Source organism: Secundilactobacillus muriivasis (genome assembly GCF_054785195.1).
The window spans coordinates 1-13,275 of sequence record NZ_BAABMI010000080.1 but is presented as its reverse complement, the minus strand read 5'-3'; the positions used below and the strand labels follow the sequence as shown (position 1 = coordinate 13,275).

Annotated in this window: 15 protein-coding genes and 1 tRNA gene; 7 read left to right on the top strand and 9 right to left on the bottom strand. The window is 44.8% G+C overall.

Annotated elements, in window-relative coordinates; translation table 11 throughout:
• Positions 1–213 precede the first annotated feature (213 nt).
• The gene (locus tag ACYVR3_RS15145; RefSeq protein ID WP_461244899.1) at positions 214–957 is read right to left on the bottom strand and encodes a hypothetical protein; all 744 of its coding nucleotides are present in this window, start codon (positions 955–957) and stop codon (positions 214–216) included.
• A gap of 30 nt (positions 958–987) precedes the next feature.
• Entirely contained in the window at positions 988–1,254 is a 267-nt protein-coding gene (locus tag ACYVR3_RS15140; protein ID WP_461244898.1) for a hypothetical protein, read from the bottom strand.
• Between the two features lie 342 nt (positions 1,255–1,596).
• Between ACYVR3_RS15140 and rnz the strand changes: the two genes are divergently transcribed.
• From rnz to ACYVR3_RS15120, 4 genes are read left to right on the top strand one after another with little or no spacing between them, the layout of a single operon-like run.
• Positions 1,597–2,535 (top strand): ribonuclease Z, encoded by a 939-nt coding sequence (rnz, locus tag ACYVR3_RS15135; protein ID WP_461244897.1) that lies wholly within the window; start codon positions 1,597–1,599, stop codon positions 2,533–2,535.
• Between the two features lie 19 nt (positions 2,536–2,554).
• The gene (locus ACYVR3_RS15130; protein ID WP_054733485.1) at positions 2,555–2,890 is read left to right on the top strand and encodes a LapA family protein; all 336 of its coding nucleotides are present in this window, start codon (positions 2,555–2,557) and stop codon (positions 2,888–2,890) included.
• Positions 2,887–5,217 carry a single-stranded-DNA-specific exonuclease RecJ gene (gene recJ, locus ACYVR3_RS15125; protein WP_461244896.1) on the top strand — a complete coding sequence of 777 codons (2,331 nt, stop codon included), beginning with the start codon at positions 2,887–2,889 and terminating at the stop codon, positions 5,215–5,217. The genes ACYVR3_RS15130 and recJ overlap by 4 nt, the downstream gene beginning before the upstream one ends.
• 14 nt (positions 5,218–5,231) lie before the next feature.
• Positions 5,232–5,750, top strand: coding sequence for an adenine phosphoribosyltransferase (locus ACYVR3_RS15120; RefSeq protein WP_054733489.1), 519 nt, complete (start codon positions 5,232–5,234; stop codon positions 5,748–5,750).
• 346 nt (positions 5,751–6,096) lie between these two features.
• On the opposite strand, the gene ACYVR3_RS15115 is transcribed toward ACYVR3_RS15120, so the two are convergent.
• Positions 6,097–6,184: transfer RNA gene (locus tag ACYVR3_RS15115), tRNA-Ser, on the bottom strand.
• Between the two features lie 407 nt (positions 6,185–6,591).
• Between ACYVR3_RS15115 and ACYVR3_RS15110 the strand changes: the two genes are divergently transcribed.
• Entirely contained in the window at positions 6,592–6,996 is a 405-nt protein-coding gene (locus ACYVR3_RS15110; RefSeq protein WP_461244895.1) for a TetR/AcrR family transcriptional regulator, read from the top strand.
• A 556-nt stretch (positions 6,997–7,552) separates the two neighbouring features.
• Here the strand turns inward: ACYVR3_RS15110 and ACYVR3_RS15105 are convergent.
• The gene (locus ACYVR3_RS15105) at positions 7,553–8,104 is read right to left on the bottom strand and encodes a GNAT family N-acetyltransferase (protein WP_461244894.1); all 552 of its coding nucleotides are present in this window, start codon (positions 8,102–8,104) and stop codon (positions 7,553–7,555) included.
• Positions 8,105–8,319: 215 nt separating this feature from the next.
• On the opposite strand from ACYVR3_RS15105, the gene ACYVR3_RS15100 reads away from it, so the two are divergent.
• The gene (locus ACYVR3_RS15100; RefSeq protein WP_461244893.1) at positions 8,320–8,727 is read left to right on the top strand and encodes a hypothetical protein; all 408 of its coding nucleotides are present in this window, start codon (positions 8,320–8,322) and stop codon (positions 8,725–8,727) included.
• Between the two features lie 83 nt (positions 8,728–8,810).
• Entirely contained in the window at positions 8,811–9,254 is a 444-nt protein-coding gene (locus ACYVR3_RS15095; protein ID WP_461244892.1) for a universal stress protein, read from the top strand.
• Positions 9,255–9,326: 72 nt separating this feature from the next.
• Here ACYVR3_RS15095 and ACYVR3_RS15090 read toward each other — a convergent pair whose 3' ends face one another.
• The 5 genes from ACYVR3_RS15090 to ACYVR3_RS15070 all read right to left on the bottom strand — a co-directional run.
• Positions 9,327–9,491, bottom strand: coding sequence for a hypothetical protein (locus ACYVR3_RS15090; protein ID WP_054733522.1), 165 nt, complete (start codon positions 9,489–9,491; stop codon positions 9,327–9,329).
• A gap of 282 nt (positions 9,492–9,773) precedes the next feature.
• A complete protein-coding gene (locus ACYVR3_RS15085) occupies positions 9,774–10,907 on the bottom strand; it encodes a GH25 family lysozyme (protein WP_461244891.1) in 1,134 nt (377 codons plus the stop codon).
• Between the two features lie 334 nt (positions 10,908–11,241).
• Positions 11,242–11,508: an HPr family phosphocarrier protein gene (locus ACYVR3_RS15080; RefSeq protein ID WP_461244890.1), complete on the bottom strand. Its 267-nt coding sequence runs from the start codon at positions 11,506–11,508 to the stop codon at positions 11,242–11,244.
• Between the two features lie 98 nt (positions 11,509–11,606).
• Entirely contained in the window at positions 11,607–11,816 is a 210-nt protein-coding gene (locus ACYVR3_RS15075) for a hypothetical protein (RefSeq protein ID WP_461244889.1), read from the bottom strand.
• Between the two features lie 349 nt (positions 11,817–12,165).
• Positions 12,166–13,275: RNA-guided endonuclease TnpB family protein (locus ACYVR3_RS15070; protein WP_461244888.1), on the bottom strand; the 1,110-nt coding region annotated here is incomplete at its 5' end.

The window sequence follows — 13,275 nt, the reverse complement described above, 5'->3', positions numbered from 1 at the left end:
GGCACGGAAGTGGTCTTCTTCCGTTCCTAGCTCGTAGGCCCGCCACTGCGTTCCAGCCTCGCATAGCGCCGGAGCCTTCCGCGGCATCTTCCCACAATAGAAAACCAGAATTATTTCACAAACTAAACATGCTTACGCTGGACACAAACGATAATAAAAAAACAAGTCACCTGCTAAGCAGTAACTTGTTTTTTGACAGAGTAGATTGTTAGTCTATTGCAACGACAATGCTAACGCACTAGGCGCCTTAGACAAAGTATCACCACTAGTCGAGTAACTACCAGAAAAGGCGACGCTTAAGTGCGTTACCCGGTAATCTGCTGGACCGGCCAATACCATGGCGGTAAAAGTTTTAGTTTGGTGAGCGCCAACACTTTGACCAGCACTGGCATCGCTCAGACCGCTTGCGCTGGTGACAGTGCCTTTATTATTGATGGTGATTTGTTTGATTCCGTCGATTTTGACGGTTTGATTACGTGAATTGGTGACGTTAAAGGTCAATTGGACGGTCCGGTAAGGATTCGGAATCTGTTGAATATTAAAGGCCTGAGCAGCCATTGATTTTGCGGCGGCTGTCTTGGCGGTATTTTTAATCGTCTTAATTATTGTGACCCGGTAGCGGAGGCCGGTGGTTGATGTCTGCTGTTTGTAGGTGTGTTTTTGGACCAGCTGGAGTTTAGTACCAACGCGATCGTACGAAAATTCACCTGGAAGCGACAGGACACCGGATTTTTGATATTGCTGACTTTGACGATCAGCTTTTGGCACACTGTACGGTTTCATGGTGGCTTGCTGATTGGCAGCACTTTCCGGTGTTTTACGTGAAGTCGTGCTTGAAGAACTAGTTGCCGTTGAATTGGCTGATTTTGAGGACTTAGAGCCGGTTGAAGAACCACAACCGGTCAGGATAACCCCGATGAGCAAAAGGCTGACTAGGGCTGTTTTTGGACGTTTCATGGTAGACCTCCTAAAAGATAATGTTACGGATTACTTAAATAGTAACCAACGCTGGGACTGGCGAAATCCAAATAACCGGTCATGTTGCGCAGTTTGCACTGTGAGTTGAGGGTCAGCTTCAGCAACAAGCGTTCGAAACTGGTTGATTGATAACGGGGTGCCGGATTCAGTAGCTAAAATAAGCCGTGAATCGGTTGGAATAACGGCCGTGATCGGCGTTGGCGGTTTGGCTTCCATGCCAAATTGAAGTTGGGGGTCAAGTGGTGCTAAAAGGGTCAATAATTCACCCAGCTGCATGGTGAAGCCTCCTTTAACTAAAAGCTAGTTAAATTATACCGCAGATTAAGTGGCGCGCCTACCAAATTGAAAAGCATGATGGGGAATGACGATTGAATCGAAGACCGTGACAAATAGGAGATAATGAGACTGCAGCGCAATGACTATTGTCCCGGTTCTAAAATACTGGTATGATGGTTTTTGCTTGTTTTTTAATCAACAGTTAGTTAGATTGCCGAAAGCTCTCCATCATGATTCGGTGATATTATGCTACAATATTAAGGTTAGCATTGACGGTTTTTGAAGCATCATCAGCGCAATCAAGGGTCACGAGGACCCTTGATTTAGAAAAGGACGACGAACATGCAAATTGAATTTTTAGGAACTGGTGCTGGGTCACCAGGGAAGTTTAGAAACGTTAGTAGCCTGGCTTTGAAACTGCTTGAGGAGCGCAATTCAATCTGGCTATTTGATGCCGGTGAAGGCACGCAACACCAAATTTTAAGAACAACGATCAAACCACGTAAAATCGATAAAATTTTCATTACCCACTTACACGGTGACCATATTTTTGGCTTACCAGGCTTACTGAGTAGCCGGTCAAATCAAGGTGGTAGTGGTAAATTGACCATTTATGGTCCCAAGGGCATTCGTAACTTTGTGTTAACGAGTTTGAAGGTTTCCGAAACTAAGCTATCCTACTTTATTGAATTCGTTGAATTAAGTGATGGCGGCGAGATTTATCACGATGATAAGTTTACGGTGTATGCGGAACACCTCGATCACAAAATCGAATGTTTTGGCTACCGGGTGGTTGAACATGACCATCAAGGCGAACTGATGGTGGATCAATTACGGGCGGATAATATTCCATCTGGACCACTCTACGGTCAACTTAAGGCTGGTAAGACAGTGACTTTACCAGACGGTCGAACGGTTAACGGCAAAGACTATATTGGCCACGCACAAAAGGGCCGGACCGTCACAATTTTAGGCGATACCCGGAAAACGGCAAACAGTTACAAGTTAGCCAACCATGCTGATGTGTTGGTTCATGAAAGTACCTTTGCACGGGATGAAGCAACTTTAGCACGAAACTACTACCATTCTACTAATTTACAAGCGGCTCACATTGCAAAAGATTCAGGTGTTGGCCGGTTGCTGTTAAACCATATTTCCGCCCGATACAATGGTAAATTGGCGCATGATCTAGAATTACAAGCCCAAACGGTGTTTGAAAACACCAAGGTTGTGAAGGATTTTGATTTAATCGATATTCCGTTTGATAAAGAACGGGAATAATCCTGGAGGAGGGGTTCGATTGAAACGGCAAGGAAGTGTGATCATCGGTATCTTGCTGGTGATTTTGATTGCAATTTTTTCAGTGATGAACACGACGGCTGTCCCGATTCACTTTGGCTTTACGGTCGTGACTTGGCCACTGGTGTTGATTCTATTGGTCGCAGTGTTTCTTGGCGCCCTGTTAATGTTCTTATTTGCAACGTTAACGTCCGTTCAAGCCAAGCGTGATGCGAAGAAGCAGGCTGCTGAACTGGCAAGTCTGCAGGCGGAAAATGCTCGGCTGAAGCAGCAACTTACACCAATTGACGCCGAAGTAACACCTGTTGACAGCGATGATAAGGAGGCCCAACCGTGATTAGCGCACATTATGATTGGCAAATCAAACGGGTTGATGAACCCGGTGAAGCAGCGAAAACGTTAGCGTCTGAATTATCGCTTGATCCGATGGTCACCCAAATTCTGGTTAATCGCGGATACGACACGGCGGAAACAATCACGCAGTTTTTAAAGCCGGACTTATCGCAGCTCCATGATCCCTTCAGTATGCATGATATGCAAAAGGGAATTGACCGAATTCAAGAGGCGATCATCGCTGGCGACCAGATTACGATCTACGGTGATTATGATGCCGATGGCGTCACGAGTACGGCGATTTTGTATGATACATTGAACCAAATTGGTGCCAATGTTGACTACTTTATCCCCAACCGGTTTGTGGACGGTTACGGGCCCAACGTGGATGCGTTTGAACGGTTGATCAAGGCCGGTACAAAACTAATCGTGACTTGTGATAACGGCGTTTCCGGCCACGATGCTATTCAACGAGCGAATGAGCTTGGCGTGGATGTTGTCGTAACGGATCACCATGAGCTGCCAGAAACGTTACCTGACGCTTACGCGGTGATCCATCCGCGTCATCCAGAAGGTGATTATGCGTTTGGTGGCCTCTCTGGTGCTGGGGTGGCATTTAAGGTTGCCGGTGCGATTTTGGAAGAAGTGCCACAAGAATTGTTGGACTTGGCGGCAATCGGGACGGTTGCCGATTTAGTCCCGTTAGTTGACGAAAACCGGGTCTTAGTGACTGCTGGTCTTCAAATGCTGAAACAAACGGACCGCTTTGGCTTAATTGCTTTGATCAAAGCGGCCGGCATCGATCCAGAACAATTAGATGAACAATCGATTGGTTTTGGGATTGCCCCTCGTTTAAACGCGTTAGGCCGCTTAGATGACGCGGCGCCGGCAGTTGAACTTTTGACGACCGGAGATGACCAACGGGCTGAACAATTGGCTGAGTTGACTGAAAAGCAAAACAAGTATCGCCAAAAATTAGTCGCCGATATTAGTGATGTTGCGTTAGCGCAGGCTCGAGATGAACAGCATCGTGACCACCCGGCGTTGATTATTACGGGAACTGGTTGGCACGAAGGTGTTTTAGGAATCGTGGCTAGTAAGGTGGTTGAAGCCACGGGTAAGCCGACGGTTGTGCTGGATGTTAAAACTGACCATGGCACAGCGAAGGGGTCTGGTCGAAGCGTTGAGGGCTTTAACTTATTTGAAGCCTTTGATGCCCACCGTGACCTGCTAGTCAACTTCGGTGGACATGCGGCCGCAGTTGGGATGACCGCTAAGGCGGACCAACTGACGGCATTGCAGGCGGCCTTTGATCAAGCGGCCCAAGATCAGCACTTAACGGATCAGCCGAAGGTTCAGCTACCGATTGCAACCCAGTTAACGACTGACCAAGTGACGATGCCGCTTTACGAACAGCTCCGCCAATTAGCACCATTTGGGACGGATAATCCGGTACCGTTATTTGTCTTTAAACCTGAACAAGTTCAAAATGTGAAGGCAATCGGGGCGGATGGTAAACACCTGAAGTTTCAAGTAGCGGATGCTGGCCAAACGTTAAACGCCATTGGTTTTGGGCAGGGAGCGCTGGCACCGACACTGCAGAGCGCTGCGGATCAGGTCCAACTGGTTGGTCAAATCGACGTGAACGTTTGGCAGGGTCGAACGTTGCTTCAATTAATGGTCAAAGACATTGCGATCTCTGGCATCATTGTTGAAGATCAGCGGACACAATCCCTCAGACGGTCGATGTTTGCTGATTCAGAGGGCACCTATGTCTTCTTCAACGAACGGCTCTATAAGCAACTTCAACCTCAGCTACCACCAACGGCAACGAGTTGGTTGTTAAGCGATGCCGACCGGTTAACGAAGCAACACGCCACAACGTTATACTTGGTCGATTGTCCCGCAACGTTAACGGATTTGCAGACTGCACTGACCGCGGTTTCGGCAGATCAAATCGTGGTGTACTTCTACCTGAAAGAAAGTCACTACTTGTTAGGGATGCCAGATCGAGCAGAGTATGCTAAACTGTTTAAGTTCGTGCAAACGCACCAAAACGTCGATGTGGCGCATCGATTGGGTGAACTCGCCACGTATTTGCGGCTCAAAACGCCACAATTGGTCCTCATGCTGCAGATTTTTACGGAATTACAGTTTGTGACCATTGAACACGGGGTGATGAATCCCGTTGCTTCACCTGCCCATCATGCGATTGAGAGCGCACCAAGTTACGAACAGCGACAAACTCAAATTGAAACTGAGAAACAATTGCTGTATAGTGAAACAGCGGATTTGAAACAGTTGATCTCGAGTTATCTCGAGGATGAATAAAGGAGCTACTAATAATGACACTTGATTTAAGAGACTACATTGCAACCGTGCCGAATTACCCAGAACCCGGCGTAATGTTCCGGGATATTTCCCCATTGATGGCAAACGGTGAAGCCTACCGTTACGCAACGGATCTGCTGGTGGACTATGCCCGCAGCAAGGACGTTGAAATGATCGTTGGACCAGAAGCGCGTGGGTTTATCGTGGGCTGTCCAGTAGCCTATGAATTAGGCGTTGGGTTTGCGCCTGCTCGTAAAGAGGGTAAGTTACCTCGTGAAACGGTTAAAGCAACCTACGAGCTAGAATATGGTGAATCAGCACTTTACCTGCATAAGGACGCCATCAAGCCAGGCCAACGCGTGTTGGTAACGGATGACCTGTTAGCAACTGGTGGGACCATTAGCGCAACCATTAAGTTAGTCGAAGCCCTTGGCGGAGTCGTCGTCGGAACAGCCTTCATGATTGAATTGAAGGACTTGAACGGACGCGACAAGATTAAAGGGTACGATATTTTTAGTTTGATGGAATATTAAACTACGCGCGAAAAACGAATGTGTTGAACTTCAAAAATAAAATAGCGTTGTGAATCTAATTCAAGATTCACGACGCTATTTTTTTGAGATTGAGATGATGTTATACGAAAGTGCTTGTAATCGTTGTATAAAACTACTAAAGATTTTTATTGAATCTAATAATAAGGAGGTCTAGTTTGGTAGACTGTGATTACCAGTATCACAACAGCTAAGCCTTGAAATTGAATATTCATTGATTTAGGTGGGTAAATGGCTTAGATAATCGAAACCAACTAGATTTTTCAAAAAGAAAAGCCCACAACAGCTAGTAAGTTGATAGCCATTGTGAGCTAATTGGATTCCTCTAAGGAGAGTACAGGATTTGAACCTGCGCGCCGGTATTAGCCGGTTCGCCGGATTTCGAGTCCGGTGCATTACCACTCTGCCAACTCTCCATAACAATAGATAATTATACCAAAATCATGCAAAATTACAAGCGTTATCAACGAAAACCTTTGCTAAATTGAAATAGATATGCAAGATAGGATGCGCTGAAATTTTTTTAGCATAAAGTGGCATGGTGATGAAAATCTACGTGCTGTTTAAATGGAAATACACAGTTAGCAACATCTTAACACCAAGATTAACAACCACGATACCAAGGAAAATCCCTAATAGCTGATCTAACTTTCGTAGATTGATCCTTGTCAACACCAGTGGGGTGATAATGGACCGGCAATCCCGCCAATCATTAATGTGACGCCAACTGACCAAGCAATGCTACTGGTTAATAGCTTGCTAAAACGTTAGGGATTGGTGTGGGAATCTTAATCGGCACTACGCAAATAAATCAATGCTGTGTATGGCGCTGGTCTATGATGATTTGACGACCTTTGTGGTAGATAGTCGTCAGTACTTAGACACTAATTCATCGGCACCGAAAGTACAGTTTCAGTTTGTTTTAGAAAGTTATCTGCATTTTCGTGAGAATAATCAAGAATTGTTGAAGAATGTGGATGCAGGTAGTGAAACGGCTAGCGAGAGTTACTTTTACTCAAGTGACAATTATCAAGACGTTGTTGCGGTGTTCGCTCAGGTGCTACACGAGAATTTACCCCAGTTGGCGCTACAGCGTTGTCAGTTTCGGGCAGATATGCTGATTGCGATGCTGAAAAGTGATGCCTACGCCTATCAACGCCAAGTACGACGAAATGATCAAAGCAAGTTGATCGAGGAAATAACGGCTTTATTCTTAGAGGAAGCGTAGTCTCGGCTCGATAGGTTTGTTCATACCTAGAGTTATCCCAATTTGGAAATTGGACCGCTCTAATTATATCTAATTGAGGGAAAGCACAAAATAGTCGCATAAATGTATAAATTTATCGAACAAATCAAAAAACTTCTCTGAAAGCGCTTTACAAAATTTATTAGGCGATATAGAATACAGCATACACTTCCTTTCAAAGTGTAACATTTCACAACTACTTAAGGGGATTATCTCAATCGGGGGATAAGCTCTTTTTTATTTAGTTGAAAAATCAACTAAATGCCGTATTACCAGCGTGTTACAAATGCAATTAAATTGTTGCAAATCTGTATTTAACAAAACTTGAAAGCTCAACTAATCACAATATGAAAAATGTACCAAGATATATCTAATTATATAAGTTAGTTTATTAACGATAATAAAAATAATTTATAAATTTTATCTTCCAAAAAATAAGTGGTTGCTGAGAACGAGTCTGTATATTTGAATCGGGTTAAAACAAAATACAAAACAGGCCACCTCAATTTGAGATGGCCTGTTAACAGTATCAATTAAATTAGCTTGCTTGTGGATGTGAATGTTGACCAGCGTGTGGCAACATTTCGTAAACGTAACTCACATCAGCAGGGTGATAAACACCGTGAATCTCACCAACCTTAGTGAAGCCCATTTTAGCAATCAAGTGTTGCATGGGCTTGTTATCAGCGTGAGTATCGATGCGGATGCTTTGAATCTCAGGGTGTTCATCAATAACGTGGTGGATAACGGCTTCGAATAGTTGCGTTGCGTAACCGTTACCGGCGTGGTTAGAGTGGATTGCCACCCGATGAATGACGATGTAGGCATTCGAATCTAATAACCAAGTACCAGTCATTGTATCGTAGGAAGGATCGGGGGCGTTCACGACGGCTAAGGCGCCAACGGTCTCGGCATCATCAGAGTTTGCGAGGTAGGCAAAGCCGTGGTCAATATCGTAGTTGATTTGGTCTCGAGATGGATAATCGCCTTGCCATTGATCAACGCCGGATTCGGCGAGTTGGTTACTGCCATCGCTTAAAATATCAATAATGGTATCTAAATCAGCGTGGGTTGCTTGTTGTAATTTCAAAAAATTCAACTCCTTTAAAAAATTCACTTCACTAGGTTATCGTACTCACTGCGTAATTACCAGCAGAAAGTGACGAAATCGTGAAAAACAGCAGAAACATTAGAAATCACTGAAATATTTTGTTACTAAATAGTGATGAATTGTGACCTGATTGTTACACGTTGTTAATTCGCGTCCTGTACACTAGGCATAATTTGTAAAAGGGGGATGCGAGCGTGAAATTAATGCGGATGATTCAATTACTGGTAGTCGGATGGGTGTTATTGGGGTCCCTGACAAGTGAACGGGCAGTTCCAAGCCAAGCGGCAACCCGTCTAACTTCCAGTTTGCAATCATCTCAGCATGCGACGCAAACGACTCGACGCGTCACGGTTCGCCATCATCGCAAGTTGCACGTGGTATTAACGGCATATCAAGCAGATATGCAGCCAAGTCGGTATCATTTCCATTACGGTATCTATCGAGCAGGGCAACTGGTTAAACGCGGCGTTGTGACGAACGGGCATACGGTGCAGTCATACGAGTTACGACCGGGTAAATATTCCTTACGCGTCTCACATGGCAGCCATCAGGTTACGCTAACCGGTGGTATCTCCGCTTCGAATACACCACATTTTGTTTAAATGCACATTAGTTGCGTCCAACTTCAATTTCCGGCATACTACAAATAAGTAGAAGTTGCTAACGAGAGAAAGGAGCATCTCGCATGTATCAGCAAATTTTGGTGCCACTAGACGGTAGTGATAACGCGCAATCAGCACTGCAAGAAGCCATTCAAATCAGCCGGTACTTCGGTTCAACGTTGACCTTAATGGCCGTCGTTGACCAAGGACGCGTTATTGTTGCCTCTGGAAGTATCCCGTACGATTTATCAGGTGAACTAACGAAACAAGCCCAGCAGGTCTTAGAAGAGATTAAACGGCAGGTAGAAGCTGCGGGAGTCATTGCAACGACCGTGGTAGAATCGGGTAGCCCTAAACACGAAATCGTGAAATATGCCAACGAACACGATATTGAGTTGATCGTGATTGGTAAATCGGGGGCGGATGCCATTAACCGGTTATTACTTGGTTCCACAACGGCTTACGTCGTTCGTAACGCTAAGGAACGGGTTTTAGTTGTTGACAGTGAGGACGCAACTGATCAATAATATGAGGTCAATAAATGAAGCAACCGCCACGCTGAAGTAGTCAATAGCGTGGCGGTTTTTTCAGGTTATTGATTATTTAACGATGAAGTTTGATTTAAAAAAGTTACCACAAGATGGGCAGTGGTTCATCCCGTAATAAATGGTCATGGGTCGGTGACACTGAGGACATGATCCTTGGATGCCGCGTTTGATTTTCTTAAACGTTGGTTGATAAGGTTCAGATGATTTTTCGGTCATAGTGAGGACCTCCTTAAGCTTAGTATACGCCGAATTGGGGTTGTTGATAATTTTTTGGTAAAATCAGGTGTATTTTGTATAATGCAAAAAGCTATATAAAACGTTTAAATGAGTTAATGATGAACTAGACTTGAATGGATAGCAATTTGAGTGTCTAACGTTAATCAGGATGCTGGCTAGTAGAATGACCGAATGTATCAACCGATTTAATTGAAAAAGCACCCAACTTTCGAAGTGTGAAAGGTGGGTGCTTTTTCAATTGAACAATTAGTGATGCTAAGATTAAGCGTTCGGGTTCACGCCTGCGTGCAAGTAACCGCGCCAGATCCAACCGGCATGTTTGCCATTGCCACTCACAATGTGGTAGTAGATGGCAGACGTTCCCTTTTTCTTATTGTAAAGTTTTTCGTGATAGTTGGTGTACCACGTGGTGTTTGGTAAGTTGCTCATTGATGCATAACGCGTACCAAGGTGCTTTGAGTAGCGGGCACCCGAAGTGGTGTGGTAGGCGTGACGGCCCATTTTAGCACGCCAGATCAGTTTAACTGAATCCGAACGAGCCTTAGAATAAGTCGATGTCGTTGTGGGCACCTTAACGATTGTCGTTGTTGGCGTTTCGGTCGATCCCGAATCACTGCCACTTGCCTGCGAACTCGTTGATGGGGTTGAGGCATTTGAAGATGGCGTTGAGGTTGCGGTGCTAGCACCGTTCAAGTAAAAATCGTTGTTCAGTTGGCTCACATCAAGATCCTGTGATTCGCCGGAGAACCGGTAGTCGCTGGCCCATTGCCAGGCGTTAGCACTTGGATAGGCATCGCCACTTGGATTGGATGGCCATTGTGCCAACCACCCTTTATTAGAAGCATTGGTATCAATGTAACGGCCAATCCAACTTGCCATCGTGTAGAGGTCAGTTTTTTGGTAACCAGCCGCAGCTAACGTTTCATCGAAAGCTGCCAAGTTTTGGTTGTTGGTCGCTTTGGATAGATTTTGAAAGTTGCTGGCCTCAAAGTCGACCACCATCACCATGTTCTTGGCGTCGGTAACGGATTGAACGGCCTTGATAAAGGTTTGGGCCTCGGCTTGCGCTTCAGCGGTCGTTGTGAAACGAGCGAAATGGTAATAGTTGACGGCGAGACCAGCATTTTGAGCGTACTGAACTTGTTTAGCAAGAATGCCGTTGGTGTACGTTGTACCTTCGGAGGCTTTAATTGCGACGGCTTTGACGCCAGCATCTGCCATCGTTTGATAATCGCTGCTACTTAGGTTAGCTTGCCAACTAGATAGATCAACCATATCAGTTCGTGGTTGACTACTTGAAGGCGTTAACGAAGCTTGTGCGCCATTGCTGGTGCCTAAAAAAACGGCCCCAACAGTAAGGGCGCCTAATAATAAGGGCTTTGAAATTTTCATCATAATCTGCTCCCCAATAATCATAGTTAATGGATAAACGAAATGACCAGTTGAGACTAGGCGGGTCATTTCAACATCAAAATACTGGTGTAAGTGTAACACAGTCGTGGTTACGGCAGTGTAACGATGCGCTGACAAATGTGACGAAAACATCACAATTTGATGACGATAAAAAGCTGATTTATCAAGATTATGTATATTACAATCTTAAGAAAAGTTTACGATTTTAAATGGCGATTTAACGCACTCACAAATTAAAGAGGGGTTAACGGCCATCACAAACGCAAAAAAGCCAACGCTATGACGTGATAGCGTTGACTTCAACAATCAAATGAGTTTACAGCGTTGTAACAAACTTGCCAGCAACCAGTGCCTCGACAACCGCCTGTAAGTCTTCGGCGGTGCCATCAACACTGATTTGAATGGTCGCATCGGCTGGAACACCGAGACTCATTACACCCAAACTGCTATTGGCAATGGTCGTCGTGCCCTGATACTTCAACATGATTTTGGTTTTAAACTTCGATAATTCGTTGGTCAATTGGTTAACGGTATCACCCGTAAATCCGTTTGGAGACACTACTTTAACAGTCGTACTTTCCACAATGAACACCTCATCATTCTCATTTTCTCAGCCATTAGGCAGTTTCAATGCATGTGCCAAATGATTAGTAAACCTACGATAATTCTATTATACGCCCATTAGTGAATTAGTGGGGCAATTGTACTGGATTCAATCGCGATTCCAAGCCAGATGCTGCCAATCAGGGTCAGCAAGAGGCCGACTGTAATCATGCTGCGCCGAGCGATAATCCCGTTTTGAGTCTCCGAAACACCGGTCAGGATAAATCCGGCCAGAATGATCAGTGACGCGAGTGGGATACTTAAGCTACTTAAAAAAATGGGTGACACTAGCACCAGCTCCTTAAGTGATGATTACGTTCATCATAGCATTTTTCAAACCAGTTGTGGGGTTCAAACTAACTTCTGGCAGTTATTGCGTTTGCAAAAGGCAACCATCTCGCCAAAGTGAGGTGAAATAGCTTATAATAGACCCATGACTTTATAGCTAAATGAGGGATAACGGGTCAACACACCCATTATTAAAATAAGGGGCTTGTAGCTCACGCGGTAACTTCCCGCGGTGGTCAAACATATCAGTTACCTGATACTCCCTTCCCAAAGTGACTACATCATATCGGACGGTTGACGACGCCCGTTTAATTGCGAAGTCTTGCTAAGCAACTGTTGTTTTGGTTAATTATGGCTTTTTAAACCTCGGCTTAGTATTACCAGCAATGTAACGCTGCCCCAGTGTCTGGATATTCATCGCCCCAACTCGATCATCATTAGAGCAATAGCCGCAATCAGCGCATTGATACTGATGGTATTGATGATCTCGATTTTCTTTATTGATTATTTTGCATTTAGGACAACGTTGGCTAGTAAAGTTAGCGGGTACTTTTAAGACGAGACTTCCTTGACGGTGAGCTTTATAGTTCAACATCATTTCAAGTTGATAAAAGGCCCACGAGCTATTATCGTTTCGTAAGGCTTTAGGTAAATCATCGCGGTTAAAGCTAACACCGGTTAAATCTTCCAACACGAATAAGGTATCTGTACCATACGTCGTAACGAGTGTCTTAGATAGGCAGTGATTCACATCTGTCATCCAGCGGTTCTCTCGATTTCCAATTTTCTTTAAACGACGCCGGGCTGATTTAGTTCCTTTGCGTTGAAGTGCTTCACGAGTTTCCTTAAATTTCGCTCGCTTGCGCTGAACGGTTTTACCCGAAACGAAAATCGTTTGTTGTTGATGATCATAAGTAGTGATTAAAAAACGTAGTCCACGGTCAATGCCAACGACTTTCGGGTTCTTGGACAATTGAAGCTCGTCAGCGTCCTTGGTCATGGCAATATGCAGGTACCATTTACCGCGAATGTGTAAGACTTTAGCCACACCAAATTTCCAAGTGCCATCTAGATACTGTTCAAAACCGTGACCAGCACTAGTAATGGGTTCACTAGCTAGATATTCCTGTAAACCGTGGCAAACTGGGGTAACCCGAATACGCTTTTCCAACGTGTTGATGGATAAGTCACCATTACTCAAAAACGACCAATCACGGCCCCGCTGTAAATCAGCTTGCGGTTGGGAAAAATTAATGGGTTGCCATAACCACTGACAATCACGATGGACCCAAACTAGTTCTGGCCGGCCATTTGGTAGCTTTTTGCCAGTTGGGTAGCAGTAAGGTTGGTCACCTAATTGGGTTTCAACGGCTTTATAACGTGCCATTACTGTGCGAACGACTGATTGAGCCAGTTGTGATTTCAAATGGAAATCTTGCCGTAACTGGTGATACAGGCG

Bases quoted from the DNA above. Each gene is read 5' to 3' on its own strand.
- ACYVR3_RS15120 (WP_054733489.1), top strand. From the start codon at position 5,232: ATGACACTTGATTTAAGAGACTACATTGCAACCGTGCCGAATTACCCA.
- rnz (WP_461244897.1), top strand. From the start codon at position 1,597: ATGCAAATTGAATTTTTAGGAACTGGTGCTGGGTCACCAGGGAAGTTT.
- ACYVR3_RS15090 (WP_054733522.1), bottom strand. From the start codon at position 9,491: ATGACCGAAAAATCATCTGAACCTTATCAACCAACGTTTAAGAAAATC.
- ACYVR3_RS15095 (WP_461244892.1), top strand. From the start codon at position 8,811: ATGTATCAGCAAATTTTGGTGCCACTAGACGGTAGTGATAACGCGCAA.
- ACYVR3_RS15110 (WP_461244895.1), top strand. From the start codon at position 6,592: ATGGCGCTGGTCTATGATGATTTGACGACCTTTGTGGTAGATAGTCGT.
- ACYVR3_RS15140 (WP_461244898.1), bottom strand. From the start codon at position 1,254: ATGCAGCTGGGTGAATTATTGACCCTTTTAGCACCACTTGACCCCCAA.
- ACYVR3_RS15145 (WP_461244899.1), bottom strand. From the start codon at position 957: ATGAAACGTCCAAAAACAGCCCTAGTCAGCCTTTTGCTCATCGGGGTT.
- ACYVR3_RS15085 (WP_461244891.1), bottom strand. From the start codon at position 10,907: ATGATGAAAATTTCAAAGCCCTTATTATTAGGCGCCCTTACTGTTGGG.